Raw genomic sequence first — 26681 nt, 5'->3', positions numbered from 1 at the left:
GCGTCCATCACGTGGGGAGCGGCGGGATTCCGCCCGAGCCGCGACTATCGTGGGGAGCTGGGAGACGACTCTCGTGACACGTAGGAAGCAGGGCAAGAGGTGACCCAGACCGACAAGCAGGTCAAGCAGCTCGACCGCGTCATCATCCGGTTCGCAGGAGACTCCGGTGACGGCATGCAGCTGACGGGTGACCGGTTCACCCAGGAGACCGCGGCCTTCGGCAACGACCTGGTGACGCTGCCCAACTTCCCCGCGGAGATCCGCGCCCCCCAGGGCACCCTCCCGGGCGTGTCGTCGTTCCAGGTGCACTTCGCCGACCACGACATCCTTACCGCGGGCGACGCCCCCGACGTGCTCGTCGCGATGAACCCGGCGGCCCTGCGCGCCAACCTCGGCGACCTCCACAAGGGCGCGACGATCATCGTGGACACCCACGACTTCACCGCGCGCAACCTGACCAAGGCGGGCTACACCGAGAACCCGCTCGACGGCGACACCCTTGCCGAGTACGCACTCCACACCGTCGACCTGACCGGCATGACGGTCGAGGCGGTCAAGGAGTTCGGCCTCTCGCGCAAGGACGCCTCGCGCGCGAAGAACATGTTCGCGCTCGGCCTGCTGTCCTGGATGTACGGCCGCCCCACCGACCCGACGACGGCGTTCCTCACCAAGCGCTTCGCCAAGGTGCCCGACATCCGCGACGCCAACCTCGCGGCGTTCAAGGCCGGGTGGAACTTCGGCGAGACCACCGAGACCTTCGCGATCCAGTACGAGGTCAAGCCCGCCGTCCTGCCGCCCGGCACCTACCGCAACATCACCGGCAACCTCGCGCTGGCCTACGGGCTCGTCGCCGGCGGCGTCCAGGCCGGGCTCCCCGTCTTCCTCGGCACCTACCCGATCACCCCCGCCTCCGACATCCTCCACGAGCTGTCGAAGCACAAGTCCTTCGGCGTCACCACCTTCCAGGCCGAGGACGAGATCGCCGGCGTCGGTGCCGCGATCGGTGCGTCGTACGTCGGGCACCTCGGCGTGACCTCCACCTCGGGCCCCGGCGTGGCGCTGAAGTCCGAGGCGATCGGTCTCGCCGTGATGACCGAGCTGCCGCTCGTCGTCGTCGACGTGCAGCGCGGCGGACCCTCGACCGGCCTGCCGACCAAGACCGAGCAGGCCGACCTGCTCCAGGCGATGTTCGGCCGCAACGGCGAGGCGCCGGTGCCGATCGTGGCGCCCAAGTCCCCCGGCGACTGCTTCGCCGCGGCCGTGGAGGCCACCCGGATCGCCGTCACCTACCGCACGCCGGTCCTGCTGCTCTCCGACGGCTACCTCGCCAACGGCTCCGAGCCGTGGCGGGTCCCGGCCATCGACGACCTGCCGGTGATCGACCCCGACTTCGCCACCGAGAAGAACCACACGACTGTTGGGCCGGACGAGACAGAGACTTCAGAGTTCTGGCCCTACCTGCGCGACGACAAGACGCTCGCGCGGCCGTGGGCGATCCCGGGCACCCCCGGCCTCGAGCACCGCATCGGCGGCCTCGAGAAGGGCGACGGGCACGGCAACATCTCCTACGACCCCGCCAACCACGACTTCATGGTCCGCACGCGCCAGGCGAAGGTCGACCGGATCGCCGACTCCATCCCGTTGGTCGAGGTCGACGACCCGTCGGGCGAGGCCAAGGTGCTGGTCCTCGGCTGGGGGTCCACCTACGGCCCGATCGGCGCCGGCGTACGCCGGGTGCGCAAGGCCGGCTACCAGGTCGCCCAGGCGCACCTCCGCCACCTCAACCCGTTCCCCAGCAACCTCGGCGAGGTCCTCAAGGGCTACGACAAGGTGCTCGTGCCCGAGATGAACCTCGGCCAGCTGTCGCTGCTGCTGCGCGCGAAGTACCTCGTCGATGCCGTCGGCTACAACCACGTCCGCGGGCTGCCCCTCAAGGCCACCGAGCTCGCCCACGCGATCGGCGAGCTCGTCGGTCAGGCCGAGGGCCTCGACGTCGAGCTCGGCGTGTGGGGCGAGCCCACCCAGAAGGAGCACATCTGATGAGCACCCCCCTGACCGGCACCCCCATCCAGATCGGTCTCCCCGGCCTGCGCTCCGGGACCGAGCAGGTGCCGGCGGCCGACGGACCGCAGACCGGCAAGGACTTCACCTCCGACCAGGAGGTGCGCTGGTGCCCCGGGTGCGGCGACTACGCCGTGCTCAAGGCCGTCCAGTCGTTCCTGCCCGACCTGGGCCTGCGCCGGGAGAACATCGTGTTCGTCTCCGGCATCGGCTGCTCCTCGCGCTTCCCCTACTACCTCGACACCTATGGCATGCACTCGATCCACGGCCGCGCGCCGTCGATCGCGACGGGCATCGCCACGGCGCGCGAGGACCTGTCGGTGTGGGTCGTCACCGGTGACGGCGATGCGCTGTCGATCGGCGGCAACCACCTCATCCACGCGCTGCGTCGCAACGTCAACATGACGATCCTGCTCTTCAACAACCGCATCTACGGCCTGACCAAGGGGCAGTACTCCCCCACCTCGGAGACCGGCAAGGTCACCAAGTCGACCCCGATGGGCTCCCTGGACCACCCGTTCAACCCGGTGTCGCTGGCCCTGGGTGCCGAGGCGTCGTTCGTGGCGCGCACCATCGACTCCGACCGCAAGCACCTCACCGCGGTGCTCGCCGCCGCCGCCGCCCATCGCGGCACGTCGCTGGTGGAGATCTACCAGAACTGCCCGATCTTCAACGACGGCGCGTTCGACGCCATCAAGTCGGCGGAGACCAAGGCCGACGCCATCATCCCGCTCGTGCACGGCGAGCCGATCACGTTCGGCGCCACGCTCGAGGACGGGCGCCGGGCGAAGGCGCTCGTCCGCGACACCGCGACCGGCGGTGTGCAGGTCGTGGCGACCGCCGACGCGGACGCCGCGGACGTCCTGGTCCACGACGCGCACAGCCCCGACCCGACGATGGCCTTCGCGATCTCGCGGCTCACCGACTCCGGCTACCTCAACACCTCGCCGATCGGGATCTTCCGCCAGGTCGAGCGACCGACGTACGACGACCAGGCTCGCGAGCAGGTCTCCGCCGCCGTCGACGAGGCCGGAAATGGCGCCACCGCCGACCGCTCCGCCCGTCTGGCGGCGCTGATCGGCGGCGGCGACACCTGGACGATCATCTGACGATCAGCTGATCGTCGTCCGGATCGTCCAGCCGGATCGTCCAGGTGCGGTGACCGGGGCTCAGTCGAAGAAGAGCGTCCAGACCTTGCCCTTGGTGTTGCCGAAGCCGTTCGAGTGGTCGACCTTCGAGCGCCACTTCCAGCGACCCCGGTCCGGGGCGTAGATGCGGGTCTTGAAGACGCCGCTGTCGTTGGTCTTCACCTTCTTCACGGTCTTCCACTTGCAGGAGCCGCACGCCTTCTTGAGGATCTTCACCTTCTGGTTGGCGTAGGGCAGCAGGGTGCCGTCGAGCTGCGGCTCCGAGACGGTGCCCTTGAGCTTGAAGGCGTTGTAGGAGACCTGCTTGGTCTTCGGCGGCACCTCCTCGATGACGCGCTTCGGCAGCGACCCGGCGCCGGCGCTCGTGCTGAGCCCGCCGACCAGGAGCAGTGCGGCGACCAGCGCCGCCAGGACGGTGCGAAGAGTCCGCATGGTGGAGTTCCCCCTCAGTGGTGATGACGTCGTGGCCTGACGGGGTCCGCACCCCGAGGCCGCTCCATCGTAGGCGAACGGCCGCCTCTAGACTCCGGGAGTGCCAGATAGCCGACGCGGACTGATCTTCGGCGCGCTGGCCTACATCCTCTGGGGCACCTTCCCGCTCTACTGGACGCTGCTCGAGCCCGCCGGCGCGATCGAGATCCTCGCTCACCGCATCGTCTGGTCGGTGCTCACGATGCTCGTCATCCTCGTCCTGGCGCGACGCGTGGGACACTTCCGGGCGCTGCTGCGCGACCGCCGCAAGCTGCTCCTGATCAGCGGCGCGGCCGTCGTCATCACGGTCAACTGGGGCGGCTACATCTGGGGCGTCAACAACGACCGCGTCGTCGAGACCTCGCTGGGCTACTTCATCAACCCGCTCGTGACCGTGCTGATGGGCGTGCTCGTCCTGGGCGAGCACCTGCGGCGCCTGCAGTGGGTCGCGATGGGCATCGCGTTCGTCGCGGTCGTCGTGCTCACCATCGACTACGGACGACCGCCCTGGGTCGCACTCGTCCTCGCCTTCTCCTTCGGCACCTACGGCCTGCTCAAGAAGCAGGCGGGCGTCGGAGCGGTGGAGAGCATCACGCTGGAGACCCTCGTCATCGCGCCGTTCGCAGCGGCGTACGTCGCCTGGCTGGTCACCACCGGCGAGTCGACGTTCGGCACCGAGGGCGCCGGGCACGCGCTCCTCTTCACCACCACCGGCATCATCACCGCCGTCCCCCTGATGCTGTTCGGCGCCGCGGCGATCCGCGTGTCGATGGTGTCGCTCGGACTGCTGCAGTACCTCGCCCCCACCATCCAGTTCGCCCTGGGCATCCTCGTCTTCGACGAGGCCATGCCCGCCAGCCGCTGGATCGGCTTCGGCCTGGTCTGGGTCGCGCTCGTCATCTTCACCGTGGAGGCGGTCAACCACCGCCGCCGCCAGCTGCGCCTCGTGGCACACGCCAGCGCCGTCTGATCGGTGCTCTCGCGGAATGCACCGGACCCGCGTGAGGTTCGGCCCTCCATGACGACCATCGGACTCATCGGCAGCGGGAACATCGGCAGCACCGTGGCACGGCTGGCGGTCGCCGCGGGCCACGACGTGGTGCTCTCCAACAGTCGAGGACCGGAGACCCTCACGGACCTGGTCGCCGAGCTGGGTGACCGCGCCCGGGCAGCGACCGCGACGGAGGCGGCGGAGGCCGGTGACATCGTCGTGGTGACGATCCCGCTCAAGGCCTACCGCGAGGTGCCCGTCGAGCCGCTGCGCGGCAAGACCGTCATCGACACGAACAACTACTACCCGGACCGCGACGGGCACATCGCCGAGCTCGACGACGAGTCGACCACCACGTCCGAGCTCCTCCAGGCCCACCTGCCCGGATCGCACGTGGTGAAGGCGTTCAACAACATCTTCTTCCCCCACCTCGCCTCCTTGGGCCGCCCGCAGGGCGATCCCGACCGGTCGGCGCTCGTGATCGCCGGCGACGACGCGGACGCCAAGCGCGAGGTCACCGAGCTCCTCGACTCGATCGGCTACGACGCCCTGGACGCGGGACCGCTCCGCGAGGGCTGGCGCTACCAGCGCGACACGGCGGCGTACGTCCAGCCGTACGCGCAGCCCGACGCCGAGGACTTCGCGACGGGCACCCGCCCGGCCACCGCGGCCGACCTGCGAAAGGCCCTGGACGCCGCCGTCCGCTACCGCGACATGTGAGCCCTAGGCTGCGACACCATGCGCCTGCTCGTGACGTTCGTCGGAGGTCTCGGCCACCTCGCACCCCTGCTTCCGCTGGCTCGGGCGGTGCGCGCCGCCGGACACGAGGTGGCGATCGCCGGCTCGGGCGGCCTGGTGCCGCGGATCGAGGAGGCGAACTTCACCGCCTTCGCGACCAGCCCGTCGCCACACCACGCCCAGGCGGCGGCCGCTGAGGGTCGCGCGCCGCTGGAGGTGATGGACGCGCGGGCGACCGAGCTCGAGTTCGCCGACAACTTCGCCGACCGCGGCGCACGCCGGATGGCGGCAGCCGTGCCCGACGTGGTCCGCGAGTTCGGGCCCGACCTCGTGCTGCGGGACGAGACCGACCTGGGCACGACCATCGCCGCCGAGCTGCTGGGCGTCCCCGTCGCCAGCCACCTCGTGCTGGCCGCCGGCCTGCTGCTCCGGCCGGAGCTCGTCGCCCCCCGCCTCGACGCCCTACGCGCCGAGCACGGCCTGCCACCGGACCCCGCGCTGACGCGGCTGACCTCGGGGCTGGTCCTGAGCGAGGCTGCGCCGTCGTTCCGCAGTCCCGGGTCGCCACTGTCGCTCCGGCCCACGTACTACCGGTCGGTCCGTACGCCGCGGTCCCCCACGAACGCCGGTCGCCCGAGCGTCTACGTCACCCTCGGCACGATCTTCGCGCGCGCGTCCGGGGACCTGTTCGAGCGCATCCTGGCCGGGCTCGGCTCGCTCGACGTCGACGTCGTGGCCACCGTGGGGCGCGGGACCGACCCCGCCGACCTCGGACCCCAGCCGGCGCACGTACGGGTGGAACGGTTCCTGCCGCAGGCCGAGCTCCTGCCCGAGGTCGACCTGGTCGTCTCGCACGGTGGCTCGGGCAGCCTGATGGCGACCCTCGCGCACGGCCTGCCGTCGCTGCTCCTCCCGCTCGGCGCGGACCAGCCACACAACGCCGTGCGCGCTGCCGAGCTGGGCGTCGCAGCGGCGCTCGACGCCGTCACCGTCACGCCCGAGGAGCTCGGGTCGAGCGCTCGCGCGCTCCTCGACGACGGCGCGATGCGGGCAAGCTGTGTCGCTGTCGCCGACGAGATGGCCCGCCTGCCGGAGGCGTCGGTCGCCGTTGCGGCGCTGGAGGAGGCCGCGCGCCAGGCACACCCGTGGTGAGCGCTGCACTGACGGGTGCCCGCCCCAGGAGCGGGCGGGCTCAGGACGAGCGGGTCGCGACGATGTCGGCGAAGGACTCGAGGGCCGTGCGCACGGGGCCGGGGTCGAGGGCCTCGAGGAGCTTCTTGGCGCGGGCGGCCTCGGCCAGCACGTGGTCGCGGGCCTGCTCCATGGCCGGGTGCCGGCGCATGAGCTCGAGGGCCTCGGCGTGCTCGGCGTCGTCGGCCAGCGGCCGGCCGAGGAGCGACAGCAGCCGGGCGTCGGCCGGGTCGGTGGAGGCCTGGGCCATGAGCACGGGGAGCGTGGGTACGCCCTCGCGCAGGTCGGTGCCGGGCGTCTTGCCGGACGCGTCGGACTCCGAGGCGATGTCGAGGATGTCGTCGGTCAGCTGGAAGGCCGAGCCGACGATCTCGCCGTAGGAGCTCAGGGCCTCGACGACCTCCGGGCGGGCCCCGCTGAACATCGCGCCGTAGCGGGCGGACGTGGCGATCAGCGAGCCCGTCTTGCCGGCGACGACGTCCAGGTAGTGCGCCAGCGGGTCCTCGCCCGGGCCGGGCGGGACGGTCTCCATGATCTGGCCCTCGACGAGCCGGGTGAAGGTGCGCGCCTGGATGAGCACAGCCTCCGGACCCAGCTCGGCGGTGAGCTCCGAGGAGCGCCCGAACAGGAAGTCGCCCGTGAGGATGGCGACGTTGTTGTCCCAGCGGGCGTTGGCGGTGTGGGCGCCGCGGCGCAGGGACGCCTCGTCCATCACGTCGTCGTGGTAGAGCGAGGCGACGTGGGTGAGCTCCACGACGCAGGCGGCGGTGTCCACCGCGTCCGCGTCGGGGTCGGGGCCGGCCTCGGCGGCGAGCAGCACGAGCAACGGTCGGAAGCGCTTGCCACCGGCCATCATCAGGTGCGTCGCGGCCTCCGAGACGAACTGTGCACGCCCCCTGCAGTGGTCGGCGAGCATCTCCTCGACGCGCGCCATCCGCTCGACCAGCCGCTGCTCGAGAGCGGCGTCGACGACGGGCATGGCAAGGGGCGAGTCGGTCACCTGATGAATTCTCCCGCAACAGCCGCCAGGTCGAGCACCGGCCCCGGCAGCACGCCGAGGACGAGGGTGATCGCGGCACCGACGGCGATGGTCGTCGCGGTGAGCACCGACGGGTACGCCACGCTCGGGCCGTCGCCGACCGGCGCGTCGAAGTACATGACCTTGATGACCCGGACGTAGAGGAACGCCGCGATGATGCTCGCGATCACGGCCGCGACCACGACGGGCCAGGCGCCCGCGGCGAGGGCCACGGAGAAGACCGCGAGCTTGCCCACGAAGCCGGAGGTGAGCGGGATGCCCGCCATGGCCAGCAGGAAGAAGGCGAACACCGCAGCCACGACGGGCGACTCCTTGCCGAGCCCGGCCCACCGGTCGATCGAGGTGGTCTCGCCGGCCCCGTCGCGGACCAGGCTCACCACCGCGAAGGCGCCGATCGTCGCGAATCCGTAGGTCGCCAGGTAGAAGAGCACGGCCTGGACGGAGCTGATCTCGCCGACGGCCAGCTGGTCAGCGGCCTGCAGGCCGAGGACGCCGGTGAGGATGAAGCCGGTGTGGGCGACCGAGGAGTAGGCCAGCAGGCGCTTGATGTCGGTCTGCGTGATGGCCAGCGCGGCACCGACGAACATCGACAGCACGGCGATGATCCACAGCATCGGCTGCCACGACCACCGGTCCGCACCGAGAGCGACGTAGAACAGGCGCATGATCGCACCGAAGGCGGCGACCTTGGTGCCGGCCGCCATGAAGGCGGTGACCGGGGTCGGGGCGCCCTGGTAGACGTCGGGCGTCCAGGCCTGGAACGGGACGGCGCCGACCTTGAAGAGCAGGCCGACCGAGAGCAGGCCCGTGCCGATGAGCAGCAGGCTCTGGTTGCCCACGTCGTTGCGCACCGCCTCGTTGATCGAGGCGAAGTCCAGGGCGCCGGCGAAGCCGTACAGCAGCGCCGCGCCGTAGAGGAAGAAGCCCGAGGAGAACGCGCCGAGGAGGAAGTACTTGAGCGCGGCCTCCTGGCTGAGCAGGCGGCGGCGACGGGCGAGGCCGCTCAGCAGGTAGAGCGGCAGCGACAGGACCTCGAGGCCGACGAACATCGTCAGCAGGTCGTTGGCGGCCGGGAAGAGCATCATGCCGAAGACCGCGAACATCATCAGCGGGTAGACCTCGGTGTGCTCGCGGTTGGCCGCGATCGACGCGGTCTCCGCGTCGGTGCCCGGCACGGCGGCGGCCTGGCCGGCGAACGCCGACACCCCGCCGTCGAGGTGCCGCTCGGCGAAGAGCAGCACACCGGCGATGGCCAGCGCCAGGACCAGGCCCCAGATGAAGAGGGTCGGCCCGTCGACCGCGATCGTCCCGCCGACGGCGAGGACGCCACGCGCGGCGCCGTCGTCGTACGTCTGGACCTCCTGCGCGACCAACACCACGCCGACGAGGGCGAGCACGAGGCCGCCGAGGGCCAGCACGACCTGGGCGGTGTAGCGGATCGAGCGCGGGAGGAACGCCTCCACGACCACCCCCAGGCAGGCGACGCCGAAGACGGCCAGCAACGGCCAGAGCTCGAAGTACTCGACGCTGGGCTTCACGAACTCGGTCACTGGGGACCACCCTCCTGGCCGATGCCCACACTCGCGAGCGACTCGTGGACGAACGGGTTGATGACGTCGAGCAGCGGCATCGGGTAGAAGCCGAACAGCAGGAGCGCGAGCAGCAGCGGGGCGAGGATGCCCACCTCACGCCGGTCGAGGTCGGCCACCGGCGCGACACCGATCCGCTCCGGACCGGTCATCGTCCGCTCGTACATCCAGAGCGCGTAGAACGCGGCGAGGACGATCGCGAGGACGGCGACGGAGCCGACCAGCCAGTGGTGGTCGAACGCGGCGATGATGACGAGCATCTCGGAGACGAACGGCGACAGGCCGGGGAGGCCGGCCGCGGCGAGGCCACCGACGAGGAAGAACCCGGCCAGCACCGGGGCGGCCTTCTCCACCCCGCCCATCTCCCGGATGGACGCGGTCCCGGTGCGACGGATCAGGAACCCGGCGACGAGGAACATCAGCGCCGTCGCGATGCCGTGGTTGACCATGTAGAGGATCGCGCCGGAGCTGCCGTTCGAGCTGAACACGAAGATGCCCAGCACGATGAAGCCGAAGTGCGAGAGCGACGTGAGGCCGATCAGGCGCAGGACGTCGTCCTGGGCGAGCGCGACCAGCGCGCCGTAGATGATCGAGATCAGCGCGAGCACGATCACGACGGGCGTGGCCCACTGCGAGGCGTCGGGCAGCAGCCCGAGGCAGAACCGCAGCATGCCGAACGTGCCGATCTTGTCGAGGATGCAGACCAGCAGGACCGAGGTGCCGGTGGTCGCCTTCTCGGTCGTGTCGGCCAGCCAGGTGTGGACCGGGAACATCGGCGCCTTGATCGCGAAGGCGACGAAGAAGCCGACGAACAGCCAGCGCTGCGTGGTCTCGTCGATGTCGAGCGCGGCCAGGTCGCTGATGAGGAAGCTCGGGTTGCCCGCGTCGGCGGAGACGACGTAGAGCCCGATCACCGAGGCGAGCATGATCAGCCCGCCGGCGAGCTGGTAGATGAGGAACTTGGTCGCGGCACGTCCCCGGCCGGCCCGGCCGAAGCCGCCGATCAGGAAGTACGCCGGGATCAGCGTGGCCTCGAACACGACGTAGAAGAGCAGCACGTCGGTGGCGGTGAAGACCGCCAGCGACATCGCCTCCAGGGCCAGGGTCCAGGCGAAGAAGGCCTTCGCGCCGTTGTTGCCCGGCGCCTCCGACTCGTGCCAGCCGGCCAGCAGCACGATCGGCACGAGGACGACCGTGAGCAGCACCATCAGCAGGCCGAGGCCGTCGACGCCGAGGGCGTAGTGGACGCCCAGGGACTCGATCCAGGTGTGGGTCTCGGTGAGCTGCATGCCGTCGCCGGCGTCGTACTGCGTCGCGGCCACGATGCCGGCGACCAGGGTCGCGGCGGCGAAGCCGAGGCCGACCAGCCGGGCGACCGCGGCCGGCACGAAGGCCGTGACGAGGGCGCCGACGAGCGGCAGCAGGATCAGGACAGTCAGGATCATCCGAGGTTCACCGCCAGCAGAGCGACGACGACCAGCAGGGCGCCACCGAGGAGGGACAGGGCGTAGGAGCGGACGAAGCCGTTCTGGACTCGACGCATCGTGGTGGACAGGCCGCCGACGGCGGACGAGCCGCCCTCGACGACACCGTCGACGCCGACGCGGTCGAAGGTGGCCAGACCACCGACGAGCGCGGCTCCGGGGCGTACGACGACCGCGTCGTTGATCGCGTCACCGTAGAGGTCGGCGCGGGCCGCGCGGGTCGCGAACGACACGTCCTGCGGGGCCTCGCGCGGGATGTCCCGCTTGCCCACCAGGAACCAGGCCGCGGCGACGCCGAGCGCGACGACGGCGGTGATGATCAGCGTGATCACGAGCGCCGGCAGCGGCGGCTCGTGGTGCTCGACGTGTCCGGTCACCGGCTCGAGCCAGGTGACGATCCAGTCGTTGAACAGCAGGAGTCCACCGAGCACCGACAGCGCCGCCAGCACGATCAGCGGGACCGTCATCACCTTGGGCGACTCGTGCGGGTGCACGCCCTTCTCCCAGCGCTTGCTGGTGAAGAAGGTCATCAGCATGAGGCGGGTCATGTAGAAGCCGGTGATGCCCGCGCCGACGAGGGCCAGGATCCCGATGAAGAGGTTCTCGGCGAGCGCGGTCTCGATGATCCGGTCCTTGGACCAGAAGCCGGAGAAGCCCGGGAAGCCGATGATCGCGAGGTAGCCCATCGCGAAGGTCAGGAAGGTGACCGGCATCGCCTTGCTGAGCGCGCCGTAGTGGCGCATGTCGACGTCGTCGTTCATCCCGTGCATGACCGAGCCGGCTCCGAGGAACATGTTGGCCTTGAAGAAGCCGTGGGTGAGCAGGTGGAAGATCGCGAACGGGTAGCCCACCGGGCCGAGGCCGGCGGCGAGCATCATGTAGCCGATCTGGCTCATCGTCGAGCCGGCCAGCGCCTTCTTGATGTCGTCCTTGGCGCAGCCGAGGATCGCACCCCAGAGCAGCGTGACGGTGGCGACGACGACCACCGCGGTCTGCGCGACGGGCGTGAGGTCGTAGATGAAGTTGGACCGCACGACGAGGTAGACGCCGGCCGTCACCATGGTTGCGGCGTGGATGAGGGCCGAGACCGGGGTCGGGCCCTCCATGGCGTCGAGCAGCCAGGCCTGGAGCGGGACCTGCGCGGACTTGCCGCACGCGCCGAGCAGGAGCAGCAGCCCGAGCGCGTTGAGCGTGCCCTGGCTCGCCTCGCCCGCCAGCTCGCTCACGGCACCGAAGTCGGTGGTGCCGAAGGTGGCGAACATCAGCGCGATCGCCAGCGACAGGCCGACGTCACCGACACGGTTGATGACGAACGCCTTCTTCGCGGCGGCAGCGGCCGACGGCTTGTGCTGCCAGAAGCCGATGAGCAGGTACGACGCCAGGCCGACGCCCTCCCAGCCCAGGAACAGGCCCACGAAGTTGGCCGACAGGACCAGCGTGAGCATCGCCGCGACGAACAGGTTGAGGTAGCCGAAGAAGCGGCGACGACGCGGGTCGTGCTCCATGTAGCCGATGGCGTAGACGTGGATCAGCGACCCGACACCGGTGATCAGGAGCAGGAACAGCGCGGCGAGCGGGTCGTAGAGCAGGTCCATGCCGACCGTCAGCGAGCCGGTCTCGAACCACGTCCACAGGTGCTGGCCGACCTGGCGCGACTCGGCGTCGCGGCCCACCAGCGTGAAGAACAGCACGAGGCTGAGCACGAAGGACAGCGCCGCCATCGCGGTGCCGAGGAGGTGGCCGTGCTTGTCGGCGGCCGCCTTGAGCGAGGCCGGCAGGAACGGCGCGACACCGAGCAGCAGGACCGCGCCGAGCGCCGGGAGCGCGATGACCAGCCAGAGCAGGTCGAACACACCGCCCGCGCCCATGTCGGGCGCGACCACGGGCGCGTGGGAGCCCTCCTCGGCCATCGGCAGGCCAGCCGCGAGGACTGAGTGGGACAACAGGTTCACGAGCGCTCCCTCAGTACTTCAGCAGGCTGGCGTCGTCGACCGAGGCCGAGCGTCGGGTGCGGAAGATGGTCATGATGATCGCGAGCCCGATCACGACCTCGGCAGCAGCCACCACCATCACGAAGAAGGCGGTGATCTGTCCGTCGAGGTTGCCGTGCTGCCGGGCGAAGGCCACGAACGCCAGGTTGCAGGCGTTGAGCATCAGCTCGATGCACATGAACACCACGATGGCGTTGCGGCGCGTGAGGACACCCACGCAGCCGATCGTGAAGAGGATCGCCGAGAGGACTACGTACTGGGTCACTTGTGCACGCCCTTCTCGACGTCCTCTTCGGTGGTCGCGGGTGCGCCGGCCTTGCCCGAGGTCTCGGGCATCGTGGCGGGGTCACCGATCTGACGGCGTACGTCGTCGATGTCGTCGGCGAGCGCGGGAGCCGAGCGGACCGTGCCGCGGGCGGCGAGCACCCGGGAGACCGACGACTCGGCGGCGGTGCCGTCCGGCAGCAGGGCCGGGGTGTCCACCGCGTTGTGGCGGGCGTAGACGCCCGGCGAGGGCAGCGGGCCGAGGTGCTTGCCGTGCTCGGCGTAGTCGCGCAGGCGCTGGGCGGCCTGGTCGGCCTGCGTCGCCTTCGGGGCCAGGCGCTCGCGGTGGGCGAGCACCATCGCGCCGAGCGCGGCGGTGATGAGCAGGGCGCTGGTCGCCTCGAAGGCGAACACGTAGCGGGAGAACAGGATGTTGGCGATCGCCGGGACGTTGCCGCCGGCGTTGGCCTCGTCGAGCCCGACCACCGTGCCGAGCGTGACCTGGCTGATGCCGACGACCAGCACGACGCCGAAGAGGAGCCCGAGGACGACCGCCATCACACGCTGGCCGCGGATCGTCTCCACCACGGAGTCGGTCGCGTCGACGCCGATCAGCATCATCACGAAGAGGAACAGCATGAGGATCGCGCCGGTGTAGACGATGATCTGCACCGCGAAGAGGAACGGGGCGTCGAGCACGGCGTAGAGGAACGCCAGGCTGATCATCACCACGGCGAGCAGCAGCGCGGCGTGCACGGCCTTGCGGACGAACAGGATGCCCAGCGCGGCGGCCACCATGATCGGGGCCAGGATCCAGAACGTCATCGGGGTCCCCTCGAAGTTGTCGGGCGGAGGAGCGAAGCGGGGGAGAACGAGAACTTCGTGGGGTGGTTCATCGGGTGGCCCCCCGGTAGTAGTCGCCCTCGTCGTCGCCGAGCCGCATCGCGTGCGGCGGCTCCTCCATGCCCGGCAGCAGCGGGGCGAGCAGGTCGGACTTCTCGTAGATGAGGTCGGCGCGGTTGTCGTCGGCCAGCTCGTACTCGTTGGTCATCGTGAGCGCGCGGGTCGGGCACGCCTCGATGCAGAGCCCGCACAGGATGCAGCGCAGGTAGTTGATCTGGTAGACGCGGCCGTAGCGCTCGCCGGGGCTGAAGCGTCCCGAGCCGTCCGGGAGGTCGACGTTGGACGCGCCCTCCACGTAGATGGCGTCGGCCGGGCAGGCCCACGCGCACAGCTCGCAGCCGATGCACTTCTCGAGGCCGTCGGGCCAGCGGTTGAGCTGGTGCCGGCCGTGGAAGCGCGGAGCCGTCGGGAGCTTCTCGAAGGGGTACTGCTCGGTGACGACCTTCTTGAACATCGTCCGGAAGGTGACGCCGAACCCGGCGATCGGGTCCCAGAGGCTCTCCTTGATGCCCTTGGACCCCTGCTCGGACTGAGGGGACTCACTCATGGTTCTCCTCCGCTGAAGCGGTGACGGTGGTGCGGCTCTGGGCGAACGTCAGCGGCGCGGCGCCGCCGCGCACGGCGCCGCCAGCGGGCATCGGCGGGACGGGGAAGCCGCCGGCGAACGCGTCGTGCGGCTCGTCGCTCGCCTCGACCGGGCTCTGCTCGTCCGTCTTGTCGCCACGGTCCCCGACGAACATCAGCGCCACGGTGAGGACGAGCAGGACGGCGATCGCGGCGACGAGGTAGGTGCGGTTGATGTTGCCCTCGAGCGAGATGACGCGGATCGTCGCGACGGCCACGATCCAGGCCAGCGAGACGGGGATCAGGATCTTCCAGCCCAGCGCCATGAACTGGTCGTAGCGCATGCGGGGCAGCGAGCCGCGCAGCCAGACGAACAGGAAGACGAAGCAGAAGACCTTGCCGAAGAACCAGAGCAGGGGCCAGTAGCCGCTGTTGGCGCCCTCCCACACGTTCTCGATGCCCCACGGCGCCGCCCAGCCGCCGAGGAACAGCGTCGTGGCGATGGCCGACACGGTCGCGAGGTTGATGTACTCGGCGAGGAAGAACAGCGCGAACTTCAGGCTGGAGTACTCGGTGTGGAAGCCGCCGACCAGCTCACCCTCGGCCTCGGGGAGGTCGAAGGGGGCACGGTTGGTCTCGCCGACCATCGAGATCACGTAGATGACGAACGACGGCAGCAGGATCAGGCCGAACCACAGCCGGTCCTGCGCAGCCACGATCTCCGACGTCGACATCGACCCGGCGTAGAGGAACACCGCCACGAGCGCGAGGCCCATCGCGACCTCGTAGGAGATCATCTGGGCGCTCGAGCGCAGCCCGCCCAGCAGTGAGTACGTCGAGCCCGACGACCAGCCGCCGAGGACGATGCCGTAGATGCCGATCGAGGCGATGGCGAGCATGAAGAGCACCGCCACCGGCATGTCGGTGAGCTGCAGCGGCGTCTCGACGCCGAAGAAGTTGACGACGGGGCCGAGCGGGATGACGGCCCAGGTCACGAAGGCGGGCACGGTCGCGATGATCGGCGCCAGCAGGAAGACGACCTTGTCGGCCGCCTTGGGGACGATGTCCTCCTTGAGCGCGAGCTTCACGCCGTCGGCGAGCGACTGCAGGAGGCCGAAGGGGCCGTGCACGTTGGGCCCGACGCGGTGCTGCATCCGGGCGACCACACGGCGCTCGAACCAGATGTTGAAGAGCGTCAGCAGCACCAGGATCAGGAAGATGAACAGGGCCTTGAGCAGGATCACCCACCACGGGTCGTGGCCGAAGGCGGCCAGGCCCGGGTCGGGCAGGTCCGCCGCGAGCGGAGCGAGCTGCATCATCGAGTGGCTCCCTTCAGGGTGACCGTGCTGCCGGGCGAGGCGAGCTCGGCGAGGACGCCGCGGCCGAAGGACCGGGCCGGGACCCAGACGACACCGTCGGGCATGTCGGCGACGACGACGGGCAGCGTCACGCTGCCCCGGTCGCCGGTGACCGTGACGAGCTGCTCGCTGCCGGGCTGCGACTCGAGCATGCCGAGCACCGACTCGTACGACGCGCGGCTGACCCGGGCGACCGGCCTGCGGGCGGTGGCGCGCAGGTGCTCCTCGCCGTCCTGCATCGAGCCGAGGTCGAGGAGCTGCTTCCAGGTGGCGAGCGCGAAGGCCGTCTCGCCCTTCTTCGGCGCCCTGGCCGGCTTCGGCGCCTTGCCGGCGTCGTGCGCCGGACGGGCACCGTCCCACGGGCCCAGGGCCTGGATCTCGTCGCGGACCTCGGCGACCGTGCGGAAGCCCAGCGGCCGGCCGTGGCCGATCGCGGCGAGCTCGTCGGCGATCCCGGACAGAACGCGCAGGTCGGGCAGCGAGGACGGGTTGGCGAACACCGCGTCGAAGGACCGCGCACGGGCGTCCCACGTCACGAAGGTGCCGGCCTTGTCGGTGACCGGTGCCACCGGCAGGACGACGTCGGCGACGCGGGTCACGTCGGTCTCGCGCAGCTCGAGGCTGACGACGAAGCGCGCCGCGTCGAGCGCCGCCCGGAAGGCGGCCGGGTCGGCCGTGTCGTCCGGGTCGACGCCGCCGACGACGAGGCCGCCGAGGTCGCCCTTGAGGAGCGCCGCCACGATCGCGTTGCCGTCGCGGCCGACCTTGGCCGGCAGCGACTCCACGCCCCACGCGGCAGCCAGGTCGACGCGCGCCGCCGCCTCGGTGACGGGGCGACCGCCGGGCAGCAGGTTGGGCAGCACACCGGCCTCGACCGCACCGCGGTCACCGGCGCGGCGCGGCACCCAGGCGATGCGGGCGCCGGTGCTCGCCGCCAGCTGCGCCGCCGCGCTGAGCGCGCCGTGGGTCAGCGCGAGGCGCTCGCCGACGAGGATGACGGCGTCCTTGGAGATGCCGTGCTCGGCGTCCTTGAGCGAGCCGATCACCTCGACCTCGGTGCCGGGGACGGCCGGCACGAGCCGGCCGTTCATCTTCGTCAGCCCGCGCGAGGCGTAGGGGGCCACGGACACGACCTGCGTACGACCGCGCTTGGCGGCCTTGCGCAGCCGCAGGAACAGCGTGGCCGCCTCGTCCTCGGGCTCGAGCCCGAGCAGCACCACGACGGGTGCGGCGTCGAGGTCGGCGTAGGTGACGTCTGCCGACAGCGGCACCTGGGAGGCGAGGAAGCTGGCCTCCTCGGCGGTGTGCGGGCGGGCGCGGAAGTCGATGTCGTTGGTGCCGAGCGAGACGCGGGCGAACTTCGCGTACGCGTGCGCGTCCTCGACCGTCAGCCGGCCGCCGGTGAGCACGGCGGCGGCGCCGGCGTCGCGGAGGCCGCGGGCGGCGACGGCGAACGCCTCGGTCCAGGACGCGGGTCGCAGCTCGCCCCGTTCACCATTGGGCAGAGTCTCGCGGACCTGCGGGTAGGTGATCCGGTCCGCGACCTGGGCGTAGCGGAACGCGAAGCGGTCCTTGTCGCTGATCCACTCCTCGTTGACCTCGGGGTCGTTGCCGGCGAGGCGCCGCATGACCTTGCCGCGGCGGTGGTCGATGCGGATCGCCGCTCCGCAGGCGTCGTGCTCGGCGACGCCCGGCGTCGAGACGAGGTCGAAGGGACGCGAACGGAAGCGGTAGTCGGCCGAGGTGAGGGCGCCCACCGGGCAGATCTGGATCGCGTTCCCGGAGAAGTAGCTCTCGTAGGGCTCGCGCTCGTAGATCGCCACCTGCTGCAGCGCGCCGCGCTCGGCGAGGGCGATGAAGGGGTCACCGGCGACCTGCTCGGAGAAGCGGGTGCAGCGCGCGCACAGCACGCAGCGCTCGCGGTCGAGCAGGACCTGGGCGGAGATGTTGATCGGCTTGGGGAAGGTGCGCTTGATGCCGCCGCGCTCGGCGAACCGGCTCTCGCCACGGCCGTTGCTCATCGCCTGGTTCTGCAGGGGGCACTCGCCGCCCTTGTCGCAGACCGGGCAGTCGAGCGGGTGGTTGATGAGCAGGAACTCCATGATGCCCTGCTGCGCCTTGTCGGCCACCTCGCTGGTCGCCTGCGTGTTGACGACCATGCCCTCCGCGACCGGCAGGGTGCACGAGGCCTGCGGCTTGGGGAAGCCGCGTCCGTTGCCGGCGTCGGGGATGTCGACCAGGCACTGGCGGCACGCGCCGACCGGGTCGAGCAGCGGGTGGTCGCAGAAGCGCGGGATCTGCACCCCGACCTGCTCGGCGGCGCGGATGACCAGGGTGTCCTTGGGGACGCTGACCTGGACGCCGTCGATGGTCAGGGTGACCAGGCCGGTGTCGGTCTTCTCCGGCGCCTTGTCGGTCGCTGTCATGCAGAGGCTCCCACGGGTGCGAATGCGGTCGAGGCGGCCGGGTCGAACGGGCAGCCGCCGTGGGTCAGGTGCGCGAGGTACTCGTCGCGGAAGTGCTGGATCGAGCTGGAGATCGGGCTGGTCGCGCCGTCGCCGAGGGCGCAGAACGAGCGGCCCAGGATGTTGTCGCACTGGTCGAGCAGCAGGTCGAGGTCGCCCTCGTCGCCCTGGCCCTTCTCGAGGCGGGCCATCGTCTGCGTCAGCCACCACGTGCCCTCGCGGCACGGGGTGCACTTGCCGCAGGACTCGTGCTTGTAGAACTCCGTCCACCGCAGCACCGCGCGGACCACGCAGGTGGTCTCGTCGAACAGCTGCAGGGCGCGCGTGCCGAGCATGGACCCGGCAGCGCCGACGGACTCGAAGTCGAGGGGCACGTCGAGGTGCTCCGGCGTCAGCAGCGGGGTGCTCGACCCACCGGGCGTCCAGAACTTCAGCTCGTGGCCCTCGCGCATGCCGCCGGCGAGGCCGATGAGCTCACGCAGGGTGATGCCCAGCGGCGCCTCGTACTGGCCCGGGTTCGTCACGTGTCCCGACAGGCTGAAGATGCCGAAGCCGTTGGACTTCTCGGTGCCCATGCCGGCGAACCAGGCAGCACCGTTGGTGATGATGCTCGGCACCGAGGCGATGGACTCGACGTTGTTGATCACCGTCGGGCTGGCGTAGAGGCCGGCGACGGCCGGGAACGGCGGCCGCAGGCGCGGCTGGCCGCGACGGCCCTCGAGGCCCTCGAGCAGGGCCGTCTCCTCGCCGCAGATGTAGGCGCCCGCACCGGCGTGCACGATGAGGTCGAGGTCGTAGCCCGAGCCGTGGATGTTCTTGCCGAGGTGGCCGGCCAGGTAGGCCTCCTGCACCGCTCGCTGCAGGCGGCGGATCACGTGGAGGACCTCCCCGCGCACGTAGATGAACGCGGTGTTGGCGCGGATGGCGTAGGAGCTGACGATGACGCCCTCGACCAGCGTGTGCGGGCTGGCCATCATCAGCGGGATGTCCTTGCACGTGCCGGGCTCGGACTCGTCGGCGTTGACGACGAGGTACTTCGGCCGAGGGTTGTCCTGCGGGATGAAGCCCCACTTCATGCCCGTCGGGAAGCCGGCGCCACCGCGGCCGCGGAGACCGGACTCCTTGACGGTGTCGATCACGGCGTCGGGCGTCATCGCGAACGCCTTGTCGAGGGCGGCGTAGCCACCGCGCTCTTCGTACGACGCCAGCGTCCAGGCGCGGTCGGCGTCCCAGTTGTCGGTGAGGACCGGGGTCAGGGTGTCGGTCACTTGTTCTCTCCCTCGGCTCCGGAGGCTTCCTCGACCGACCTGTCGGCACCCGCCGTCCAGCCGTTCTCGCGGGCGATGGCCAGGCCGGCCAGCGAGGCGGGGCCGGCGGCCGGCCCCTCGTCGGCGCGGTCGTCGGGGAAGCCGGCGAGCACGCGCTCGGCCTCGCGCCAGGTGCACAGCCGCGGCCCGCGGGTCGAGTGGACCTCCCGGCCGGCACGCAGGTCGTCGACGACCTGGACGGCCGACTCGGGCGTCTGGTTGTCCATGAACTCCCAGTTGACCATCATCACCGGGGCGTAGTCACACGCCGCGTTGCACTCGACGTGCTCGAGGGTGATCTTGCCGTCCTCGGTGGTCTCGTCGTTGCCGACGTCGAGGTGGTCCTTGAGCCGCTCGAAGATTAGGTCGCCGCCCATGACGGCGCACAGCGTGTTGGTGCAGACGCCGACGTGGTACTCGCCGACCGGCTTGCGCTTGTACATGGTGTAGAACGTCGCGACCCCGTTGACCTCGGCGGCGCTGATCCCGAGGATCTCCGCGCACGCCTCGATGCCCGCCGGGGTGATCCGACCCTGCACCGACTGCACGAGGTGCAGCATCGGGAGGAGGCCGGAGCGGGCCTCGGGGTATCGGGCAGCGATCTCGCGCAGCTCGCCCCAGGTCTTCTCGTCGAGCATCTCCCCGGATGCGACGGCGGCGGCTTCCGCCTCGGCCTTGGCGACGGTGGACTCCGTGCTCATCGTCGGGGTCCCCTCGAAGTTGTCGGGCGGAGGAGCGGAGCGGGGGAGAACGGGAGCTTCGTGGGGTGACTCATCGGTCGACTCCTCCCATGACGGGGTCGATCGAGGCGATGGCGACGATGACGTCGGCGACCATGCCGCCCTCGCTCATCACGCTCGTCGCCTGCAGGTTGGTGAACGAGGGGTCGCGGAAGTGCGCACGGAACGGACGCGTGCCGCCGTCGGAGACGACGTGGGCGCCCAGCTCGCCGCGAGGCGACTCGATCGGGACGTAGGCCTGGCCGGCCGGGACGCGGAAGCCCTCGGTGACCAGCTTGAAGTGGTGGATCAGTGCCTCCATCGACTCGCCCATGATGTGGCGGATGTGGTCGAGGCTGTTGCCCATGCCGTCGCTGCCGATGGCGAGCTGGCTGGGCCACGCGATCTTCTTGTCGCCCACCATGACGGGCGCGCCCTCGAGGCCGGCGAGGCGGTCGGCGGCCTGCTCGACGATCTTGAGCGACTCCCACATCTCGTTGAGCCGGATGCGGAAGCGGCCGTAGGAGTCGGCCGTGTCCCAGGTCTGGACCTCGAAGTCGTAGTCCTCGTAGCCGCAGTAGGGCTGGGTCTTGCGCAGGTCCCAGGCGTAGCCCGTCGAGCGGAGCACCGGACCGGTGATGCCGAGCGCGATGCAACCAGCGAGGTCGAGGTGGCCGACCCCCTCGAGCCGCCCCTTGAAGATCGGGTTGGCGTTGCAGAGGGCGGCGTACTCCGGCAGGCGCTTCCTCATCAGGGCGATGAAGTCGCGGATCTCGTCGAGCGCGCCGGGCGGCAGGTCCTGGGCGACGCCACCGGGACGGATGAACGCGTGGTTCATCCGGAGGCCGGTGATCAGCTCGAACAGGTCGAGCACGAGCTCGCGCTCGCGGAAGCCGATGGTCATCACCGTCAGGGCGCCGATCTCCATCCCGCCGGTCGCGATGGCGACCAGGTGGGAGGACATGCGGTTGAGCTCCATGAGGAGCACCCGCATGACCTGCGCCTTCTCCGGGATGTCGTCCTCGATGTCGAGCAGCCGCTCGACGCCGAGCGCGTAGGTCGCCTCGTTGTAGAACGGGGAGAGGTAGTCCATGCGGGTGCAGAACGTCGTGCCCTGCACCCAGGAGCGGTACTCCATGTTCTTCTCGATGCCCGTGTGCAGGTAGCCGATGCCGCAGCGGGCCTCGGTGACCGTCTCGCCCTCGAGCTCGAGGATGAGCCGGAGCACCCCGTGCGTCGAGGGGTGTTGCGGGCCCATGTTGACCACGACCCGCTCCTCGGCGGACTCGCCGATGCTCTGCGTGATCGAGTCCCAGTCCTGGCCCGTGACGGTGAACACGCGGCCCTGGCTGGTGTCCCCGGGGGCGGCGTAGAAGTCCTGTTCGGTCGTCATCAGTTGTAGCTCCTGCGCTGGTCCGGCGGAGGGATGGACCCACCCTTGTACTCGACGGGGATGCCGCCGAGCGGGTAGTCCTTGCGCTGCGGGTGGCCCGGCCAGTCGTCCGGCATGAGCACCCGGGTCAGAGCGGGGTGACCGTCGAAGATCAGCCCGAACATGTCGTACGTCTCGCGCTCGTGCCAGTCGAGCGTCGGGTAGATGCTCACCAGGCTCGGCACGTGGGGGTCGCTGTCCGGCGCGGTGACCTCGACGCGGATGAGCCGGTTGTGGGTCATCGACGTCAGGTGGTAGACCGCGTGCAGCTCGCGACCGTGGTCGTCGGGGTAGTGCACACCGCTGACACCGGAGCAGAGCTCGAAGCGCAGCGCCTCGTCGTCACGCAGCATCTGCGCCACGAAGGGCAGGTCCTCGCGGCGGACGTGGAAGGTGATCTCGCCCCGGTGCACCACGACGCTCTCGATGGCCGACGTGAGCTCGGTGGCCTCGAGCCGCGCCTCCAGCGCTGCGGCCACCTCGTCGAACCAGCCGCCGTAGGGCTTCTGCGACGGGGCCGGGAAGACCTTCGCGCTGACCAGGCCGCCGTAGCCGGAGGTGTCGCCGGTGCCGCTGACGCCGAACATGCCGCGGCGCTCGCCGACCGCGTGCACCTCGCCGGTGGGCGCGGGCAGGTTCTCCGGCGACTGCTCGGGCGCCGGCTGCTCGACGCCGCTGCCGGTGCCCGTCTCGGACTTGGCCTTCTCGAGGTTGCGCTCCTCGGCGGGACGCGCTGCCTCGTTCTTGTCCGTCTTGTCGTCCGACTCGTCCTGGGCCTTGCCGGCGTGCTTCTCGTCTGGCTTGTCGGTCACCTGAGGAGGCCCTTCATCTCCGAGGTGGGCAGCGCGCGCAGGGCGGCGGTCTCGAGCGCGGCGACCTCGTCGCGACGGTTGGCGCCGAGCTTGGTCTGCTGGACCTGGTCGTGCAGCTTGAGGATCGCGTCGATGAGCATCTCCGGACGCGGCGGGCAGCCGGGGAGGTACATGTCGACGGGCACGACGTGGTCGACGCCCTGGACGATCGCGTAGTTGTTGAACATGCCGCCCGAGGAGGCGCACACACCCATCGCGAGGACCCACTTGGGCTCGGGCATCTGGTCGTAGATCTGGCGCAGGACCGGGGCCATCTTCTGGCTCACCCGGCCGGCGACGATCATCAGGTCGGCCTGCCGCGGGCTGGCGCGGAAGACCTCCATGCCGAAGCGCGCGAGGTCGTACTTGGGGCCGCCGGTGGTCATCATCTCGATGGCGCAGCAGGCCAGGCCGAAGGTGGCTGGCCAGAACGACGCCTTGCGCATGTAGCCCGCCACGCCCTCGACGGTCGTCAGCAGGACGCCGGACGGCAGCTTCTCTTCAAGTCCCATGGGTGAACTCCTCAGTCCCAGTCGAGTCCGCCGCGGCGCCACACGTATGCGTAGGCGACGAAGACAGTGGCGATGAACAGGACCATCTCGACGAGGCCGAAGAGGGCCATCTGGTCGAAGTGGACGGCCCACGGGTAGAGGAAGATGATCTCGATGTCGAAGACGATGAAGAGCATCGCGGTGATGAAGTACTTCACCGGGATCCTGCCGCCGCCCACGGGCTGCGGCGTCGGCTCGATGCCGCACTCGTAGGAGTCGAGCTTGGCCCGGTTGTAGCGCTTGGGACCCACGACGGCGCTCATGATCACGGAGAAGACCGCGAAGCCCGTCGCGATGAGTGCCAGCGCCAGGATCGGCGTGTAGAGCTCCATCGCTTCCCTTCCGGTGGACCTGCGCCCCGCCCAGACGGGCATGTGACTTTGTGAATGGCTTCACGAGTGGCGCGCGCCACAGTCTAGGACGCCGGTGGGGCGTGCGTCACGTCGGGGTGCGGACCACCTCGGCACCGGCCATTGCCGCCCTGACCTGCGCATTTAGGTGACGCGGACGTCACCTAAATCAGTCGCTCCCGGTCAGGCCGTGGCGCGGTGCAGGGCGACGATGCCGCCCGTGAGGTTGCGCCACTCCGGGCGCTGCCAACCGGCCTCGGCGACCATCGCGGCGAGCCCCTCCTGGTCAGGCCAGGCGCGGATCGACTCCGCGAGGTAGACGTAGGCGTCGGACGCGCTCGCGGTGAGCGAGGCGATCCGGGGCAAGGCCTGCATGAAGCCGTCGAGGTAGATCGTGCGCAACGCGCCGTTGGTGGGCGTGCTGAACTCGCACACGACGAGTCGGCCGCCCGGTCGCGTGACGCGGAGCATCTCCTTCAGCCCCGCCACCGGGTCGACGAAGTTGCGCAGACCGTAGGAGATCGTCACCGCGTCGAAGGTGTCGTCCAGGAACGGCAGCCGGGTGCCGTCGCCGGCGACGAACGGCAGTGAGGGCCGGTCCTTCTTGCCCTGCTGGAGCATGCCGACGGAGAAGTCGCACGGCACGGCGACCGCCCCGTGGGTGCCGAAGGGCTCGCTCGAGCAGCCGGTGCCGGCCGCGAGGTCGAGGACCAGGTCACCGCGCTGCGGTGCGACGGCGTCCACCATCGCCCGGCGCCAGGTGCGCTGGATACCGGCCGTCATCAGGTCGTTCGTGAGGTCGTAGCGCTTGGCCACGGTGTCGAACATGCGACGTACGTCGGTCGGTTGCTTGTCCAGGTCAGCGCGGGCCACGCCGCGAGCGTAGGCGTCCGAACCCCGGGAGGCGCAACGTGGGGTGTCGTCGTACGTCCCTATGATCACCACGTCGCCGGCTCCCCGGGGAGGACCCACATGTCACGCCACCGCGCACTCGCGCTCGTCCTGGCGCTGCTCTGCGCCCTGACCGGTCTCACCGGCGTCGCCGCGACCGGCTCCGCTCTCGCCGCCGCACCGTCCGCGTCGGGCTCGCGCGCCGACTTCGCACCGATGCAGCTCGGCGACCGCGGCTGGCGGGTGCGGGTGCTGCAGAGCCGACTGCACCAGCTCGACCTCCACTCCGAGGTCGTGACCAACACGTTCGACCGCGAGACGAGCGACGGCGTGGCGACCGTCCAGCGGCGGCGTGGCTGGACCGCCGACGGCGTCGTGGACGAGCGCACGTGGCGCAAGATCGTCAGCCTCACGACCCCGCCGACGACCGAGGCGCTGCACAACGTCTACACGCCCGGCAAGCCGCTGCTGCAGCGGGGCGACTCCGGCATGAGGGTGCGCCAGGTGCAGGCCCGGCTCAAGCAGGTCCGCTGGTACGACGCCCCGGTGACCGGTCGCTACACGCGGGCCACCGTGGAGGCCGTGGAGGGCTTCCAGGCGAAGCGCCGCATCCCGGTGACCGGCGCGGTCGACCGGCGCACCATGACCCGGCTCAAGGAGATGACCCGCGAGCCGACCAGGGCCGAGCTCTTCAACGTCGCGCCCTCGGGCCCGGCCCTCGACCCACGCTGCCTCACGGGCCGGGCGATGTGCGTCGACAAGACGTCACGCTCGCTGCGATGGGTCGTCGACGGCGCCGTCCTCGAGACCGTCGAGGTGCGCTTCGGCTCGGACGAGCTGCCCACCCGTGAGGGGGCGTTCACGGTGTTCCGCAAGTCGCGCGACCACGTGTCGAGCCTCTACAACACCCCGATGCCGTTCGCGATGTTCTTCTCGGGCGGGCAGGCCGTGCACTACTCCCCCGACTTCGCGGCCAACGGCTACAACGGGGCGTCCCACGGCTGCGTCAACGTGCGCGACCGCGCGGTCGCGGCCTGGCTGTTCGACCGGGTCAGGCTCGGCGACAAGGTGATCGTCTACCGCTCCTGAGTCGAGCCGGCTCAGGACCCGGAACTGCCTGCGAGCGAGAAGGCGGAGTCCAGGCCGTCGCCCGCCCGCCCGCGACGCGGGAGCGACTGCGAGGCCGCCTCGAGCTGCGGCGCCGCGGGCACGACGACCACGGCGTGCTCGCGCGACAGCTCGAGCCGGATGGCCGGGTGGTGAGCGACGCGACCGATGCGGAAGCCGAGTGTCGTCGCGAGGCCGCTGATGGTCCGGTTGACCCGGGCGTCCATCACCAGCACCCGCAGCCGGTCGCCCCACCAGGGAGCCAGGGCGGACACCTCGGCGGCGAGCTTGCGCGCCCGCGAGCCCAGCCGCGCCTCGGCCACCTGGGCCGACATCGCCTCGAGGACGTCGCGCGGCGTCTCGTGCCACGGCGAGCCGTCGACGGTCGCCGCCTCGAGCAGGTCCTCCAGTGCCCTCGAGGCGTCACGGTCGAGCAGCACGTGCGTGGGTCGGACGTGGGCGAGGGCGCCCCCGAGCTGGTCGGGCCTCTCGATCAGGGCGAGGGTGCACCCCGACGTGAGGTGCGCGTCGCGGGCGACGGTCGTGAAGCGGTCGGTCGCCTCGCCGGTCAGCAGGACGACGTCCGTGCCGGTCAGGTCGGACAGCGCTCCGGAGCACTCGGGCCGGAAGAGCCACGCCTGGCTCTTCTCCCTCGGCAGGCCCAGCACCGGCGAGGACGACGCCCCCGCGCGGGCGTCGGCGACCCAGGGCAGCAGGTCGGGCTGGCGCTTGCGCCGCTCGAGCCCCATCCCCCGCAGGCGTTCCCACGAGCGGTCGTCGCACTCGAAGAGCTGGGCGTCGGCCAGGGCGGCACGCCGCAGCAGCGACAGCCGGCTCTCGTCGTCGACGACGACGAGCCGCACCTCGACCTCGTCGAGGAGCCGACCCACCTCGGCCGCGTCGAGGTGCTCGGGAAGCAGCAGCGGCACCGCCCCGGCGACCCGGGTGGCGAGCTCGAGCTCGAGCTGGCGGGCACCGGTCGCGACGCGGATGACGACGACCTGACCGGGGTTGACCCCGGCCTCGATCATGCCGGCGGCGCCGTCGATCACCCGCCGGTAGAGCTCGTTCCACGTCAGCGAGGTCCACGTCCCGTCGCGCACCTCCGTCACGGCGACCTCGAGCGCACGGTTGCGCGCGTGGCGCTCCAACCGGACGAGAGGAGATTCGTGGGCAGGCACGTGCGGGCTCCTAGGGGTGTGGGTTACCGAGGCAA

24 protein-coding genes are annotated in these 26681 nt (G+C 70.6%); 6 read left to right on the top strand and 18 right to left on the bottom strand.

Annotation, left to right across the window (positions count from 1 at the left end):
- Window positions 1-99 precede the first annotated feature (99 nt).
- A complete protein-coding gene (locus ACFQW6_RS20390; RefSeq protein ID WP_378549894.1) occupies window positions 100-2040 on the top strand; it encodes a 2-oxoacid:acceptor oxidoreductase subunit alpha in 1941 nt (646 codons plus the stop codon).
- Window positions 2040-3170 (top strand): 2-oxoacid:ferredoxin oxidoreductase subunit beta, encoded by a 1131-nt coding sequence (locus ACFQW6_RS20385; protein WP_378549891.1) that lies wholly within the window; start codon window positions 2040-2042, stop codon window positions 3168-3170. Before ACFQW6_RS20390 ends, ACFQW6_RS20385 begins: the two co-directional genes overlap by 1 nt.
- A 60-nt stretch (window positions 3171-3230) precedes the next feature.
- Here ACFQW6_RS20385 and ACFQW6_RS20380 read toward each other — a convergent pair whose 3' ends face one another.
- The gene (locus tag ACFQW6_RS20380) at window positions 3231-3641 is read right to left on the bottom strand and encodes a hypothetical protein (protein WP_378549888.1); all 411 of its coding nucleotides are present in this window, start codon (window positions 3639-3641) and stop codon (window positions 3231-3233) included.
- A gap of 100 nt (window positions 3642-3741) precedes the next feature.
- On the opposite strand from ACFQW6_RS20380, the gene rarD reads away from it, so the two are divergent.
- Genes rarD through ACFQW6_RS20365 form a run of 3 tightly spaced genes read left to right on the top strand, consistent with a single transcriptional unit; the run spans window position 3742 to window position 6561 of the window.
- Window positions 3742-4650, top strand: coding sequence for an EamA family transporter RarD (rarD, locus tag ACFQW6_RS20375; RefSeq protein WP_378549885.1), 909 nt, complete (start codon window positions 3742-3744; stop codon window positions 4648-4650).
- Window positions 4651-4698: 48 nt separating this feature from the next.
- Window positions 4699-5391, top strand: coding sequence for an NADPH-dependent F420 reductase (locus ACFQW6_RS20370; RefSeq protein ID WP_378549882.1), 693 nt, complete (start codon window positions 4699-4701; stop codon window positions 5389-5391).
- A gap of 18 nt (window positions 5392-5409) precedes the next feature.
- Complete coding sequence (locus ACFQW6_RS20365; RefSeq protein ID WP_378549879.1) at window positions 5410-6561, top strand: glycosyltransferase; 1152 nt, start codon at window positions 5410-5412, stop codon at window positions 6559-6561.
- A gap of 40 nt (window positions 6562-6601) precedes the next feature.
- Here the strand turns inward: ACFQW6_RS20365 and ACFQW6_RS20360 are convergent, their stop codons facing one another.
- From ACFQW6_RS20360 to ACFQW6_RS20285, 16 genes are all read right to left on the bottom strand, one after another.
- Window positions 6602-7579: a polyprenyl synthetase family protein gene (locus ACFQW6_RS20360; protein ID WP_378550771.1), complete on the bottom strand. Its 978-nt coding sequence runs from the start codon at window positions 7577-7579 to the stop codon at window positions 6602-6604.
- Between the two features lie 17 nt (window positions 7580-7596).
- Window positions 7597-9189, bottom strand: coding sequence for an NADH-quinone oxidoreductase subunit NuoN (gene nuoN, locus ACFQW6_RS20355; protein WP_378549876.1), 1593 nt, complete (start codon window positions 9187-9189; stop codon window positions 7597-7599).
- Entirely contained in the window at window positions 9186-10673 is a 1488-nt protein-coding gene (locus ACFQW6_RS20350; protein WP_378549873.1) for an NADH-quinone oxidoreductase subunit M, read from the bottom strand. The genes nuoN and ACFQW6_RS20350 overlap by 4 nt, the downstream gene beginning before the upstream one ends.
- Window positions 10670-12580 (bottom strand): NADH-quinone oxidoreductase subunit L, encoded by a 1911-nt coding sequence (gene nuoL, locus ACFQW6_RS20345; protein WP_378550769.1) that lies wholly within the window; start codon window positions 12578-12580, stop codon window positions 10670-10672. Before nuoL ends, ACFQW6_RS20350 begins: the two co-directional genes overlap by 4 nt.
- Window positions 12581-12674: 94 nt before the next feature.
- Entirely contained in the window at window positions 12675-12968 is a 294-nt protein-coding gene (gene nuoK / locus ACFQW6_RS20340; protein ID WP_378549870.1) for an NADH-quinone oxidoreductase subunit NuoK, read from the bottom strand.
- Entirely contained in the window at window positions 12965-13792 is an 828-nt protein-coding gene (locus tag ACFQW6_RS20335) for an NADH-quinone oxidoreductase subunit J (protein WP_378549867.1), read from the bottom strand. Before ACFQW6_RS20335 ends, nuoK begins: the two co-directional genes overlap by 4 nt.
- Window positions 13793-13859: 67 nt before the next feature.
- The gene (gene nuoI / locus ACFQW6_RS20330) at window positions 13860-14417 is read right to left on the bottom strand and encodes an NADH-quinone oxidoreductase subunit NuoI (RefSeq protein WP_268109691.1); all 558 of its coding nucleotides are present in this window, start codon (window positions 14415-14417) and stop codon (window positions 13860-13862) included.
- A complete protein-coding gene (gene nuoH, locus ACFQW6_RS20325) occupies window positions 14410-15750 on the bottom strand; it encodes an NADH-quinone oxidoreductase subunit NuoH (RefSeq protein ID WP_378550767.1) in 1341 nt (446 codons plus the stop codon). Before nuoH ends, nuoI begins: the two co-directional genes overlap by 8 nt.
- On the bottom strand, window positions 15750-18218 hold the full coding sequence (locus ACFQW6_RS20320; RefSeq protein WP_378549862.1) for an NADH-quinone oxidoreductase subunit G: 2469 nt from the start codon (window positions 18216-18218) through the stop codon (window positions 15750-15752). Before ACFQW6_RS20320 ends, nuoH begins: the two co-directional genes overlap by 1 nt.
- On the bottom strand, window positions 18215-19525 hold the full coding sequence (gene nuoF / locus ACFQW6_RS20315; protein ID WP_378549859.1) for an NADH-quinone oxidoreductase subunit NuoF: 1311 nt from the start codon (window positions 19523-19525) through the stop codon (window positions 18215-18217). Before nuoF ends, ACFQW6_RS20320 begins: the two co-directional genes overlap by 4 nt.
- Window positions 19522-20265 carry an NADH-quinone oxidoreductase subunit NuoE gene (gene nuoE / locus ACFQW6_RS20310; RefSeq protein WP_378549857.1) on the bottom strand — a complete coding sequence of 248 codons (744 nt, stop codon included), beginning with the start codon at window positions 20263-20265 and terminating at the stop codon, window positions 19522-19524. Before nuoE ends, nuoF begins: the two co-directional genes overlap by 4 nt.
- Window positions 20266-20335: 70 nt before the next feature.
- A complete protein-coding gene (locus ACFQW6_RS20305) occupies window positions 20336-21676 on the bottom strand; it encodes an NADH-quinone oxidoreductase subunit D (RefSeq protein ID WP_378549854.1) in 1341 nt (446 codons plus the stop codon).
- Window positions 21676-22350 carry an NADH-quinone oxidoreductase subunit C gene (locus ACFQW6_RS20300; protein ID WP_378550765.1) on the bottom strand — a complete coding sequence of 225 codons (675 nt, stop codon included), beginning with the start codon at window positions 22348-22350 and terminating at the stop codon, window positions 21676-21678. Before ACFQW6_RS20300 ends, ACFQW6_RS20305 begins: the two co-directional genes overlap by 1 nt.
- A 173-nt stretch (window positions 22351-22523) precedes the next feature.
- Window positions 22524-23078: a NuoB/complex I 20 kDa subunit family protein gene (locus tag ACFQW6_RS20295; protein WP_378549851.1), complete on the bottom strand. Its 555-nt coding sequence runs from the start codon at window positions 23076-23078 to the stop codon at window positions 22524-22526.
- A gap of 11 nt (window positions 23079-23089) precedes the next feature.
- Complete coding sequence (locus tag ACFQW6_RS20290; protein ID WP_191194416.1) at window positions 23090-23449, bottom strand: NADH-quinone oxidoreductase subunit A; 360 nt, start codon at window positions 23447-23449, stop codon at window positions 23090-23092.
- Window positions 23450-23650: 201 nt separating this feature from the next.
- Window positions 23651-24340 carry a demethylmenaquinone methyltransferase gene (locus tag ACFQW6_RS20285; protein WP_378549847.1) on the bottom strand — a complete coding sequence of 230 codons (690 nt, stop codon included), beginning with the start codon at window positions 24338-24340 and terminating at the stop codon, window positions 23651-23653.
- A gap of 99 nt (window positions 24341-24439) precedes the next feature.
- On the opposite strand from ACFQW6_RS20285, the gene ACFQW6_RS20280 reads away from it, so the two are divergent.
- Window positions 24440-25447 carry a peptidoglycan-binding protein gene (locus ACFQW6_RS20280; protein ID WP_378549845.1) on the top strand — a complete coding sequence of 336 codons (1008 nt, stop codon included), beginning with the start codon at window positions 24440-24442 and terminating at the stop codon, window positions 25445-25447.
- An 11-nt stretch (window positions 25448-25458) separates the two neighbouring features.
- Here the strand turns inward: ACFQW6_RS20280 and ACFQW6_RS20275 are convergent, their stop codons facing one another.
- Window positions 25459-26646, bottom strand: a complete 1188-nt coding sequence (locus tag ACFQW6_RS20275) for an AMP-binding protein (protein ID WP_378549843.1) — start codon at window positions 26644-26646, stop codon at window positions 25459-25461.
- Between the last annotated feature and the right edge of the window lie 35 nt (window positions 26647-26681).

This window comes from Nocardioides sp. GCM10028917 (genome assembly GCF_042666175.1).
Lineage (GTDB): Bacteria > Actinomycetota > Actinomycetes > Propionibacteriales > Nocardioidaceae > Nocardioides.
This window is presented reverse-complemented; position numbering and strand designations above follow the sequence as displayed.

Coding starts and splice junctions, on each gene's coding strand:
- ACFQW6_RS20385 (WP_378549891.1), top strand. CDS start 2,040: ATGAGCACCCCCCTGACCGGCACCCCCATCCAGATCGGTCTCCCCGGC.
- ACFQW6_RS20380 (WP_378549888.1), bottom strand. CDS start 3,641: ATGCGGACTCTTCGCACCGTCCTGGCGGCGCTGGTCGCCGCACTGCTC.
- ACFQW6_RS20370 (WP_378549882.1), top strand. CDS start 4,699: ATGACGACCATCGGACTCATCGGCAGCGGGAACATCGGCAGCACCGTG.
- ACFQW6_RS20365 (WP_378549879.1), top strand. CDS start 5,410: ATGCGCCTGCTCGTGACGTTCGTCGGAGGTCTCGGCCACCTCGCACCC.
- ACFQW6_RS20360 (WP_378550771.1), bottom strand. CDS start 7,579: ATGCCCGTCGTCGACGCCGCTCTCGAGCAGCGGCTGGTCGAGCGGATG.
- ACFQW6_RS20350 (WP_378549873.1), bottom strand. CDS start 10,673: ATGATCCTGACTGTCCTGATCCTGCTGCCGCTCGTCGGCGCCCTCGTC.
- nuoL (WP_378550769.1), bottom strand. CDS start 12,580: ATGGGCGCGGGCGGTGTGTTCGACCTGCTCTGGCTGGTCATCGCGCTC.
- ACFQW6_RS20335 (WP_378549867.1), bottom strand. CDS start 13,792: ATGACGTTCTGGATCCTGGCCCCGATCATGGTGGCCGCCGCGCTGGGC.
- nuoI (WP_268109691.1), bottom strand. CDS start 14,417: ATGAGTGAGTCCCCTCAGTCCGAGCAGGGGTCCAAGGGCATCAAGGAG.
- nuoH (WP_378550767.1), bottom strand. CDS start 15,750: ATGCAGCTCGCTCCGCTCGCGGCGGACCTGCCCGACCCGGGCCTGGCC.
- ACFQW6_RS20320 (WP_378549862.1), bottom strand. CDS start 18,218: ATGACAGCGACCGACAAGGCGCCGGAGAAGACCGACACCGGCCTGGTC.
- nuoE (WP_378549857.1), bottom strand. CDS start 20,265: ATGAGCACGGAGTCCACCGTCGCCAAGGCCGAGGCGGAAGCCGCCGCC.
- ACFQW6_RS20305 (WP_378549854.1), bottom strand. CDS start 21,676: ATGACGACCGAACAGGACTTCTACGCCGCCCCCGGGGACACCAGCCAG.
- ACFQW6_RS20295 (WP_378549851.1), bottom strand. CDS start 23,078: ATGGGACTTGAAGAGAAGCTGCCGTCCGGCGTCCTGCTGACGACCGTC.
- ACFQW6_RS20290 (WP_191194416.1), bottom strand. CDS start 23,449: ATGGAGCTCTACACGCCGATCCTGGCGCTGGCACTCATCGCGACGGGC.
- ACFQW6_RS20280 (WP_378549845.1), top strand. CDS start 24,440: ATGTCACGCCACCGCGCACTCGCGCTCGTCCTGGCGCTGCTCTGCGCC.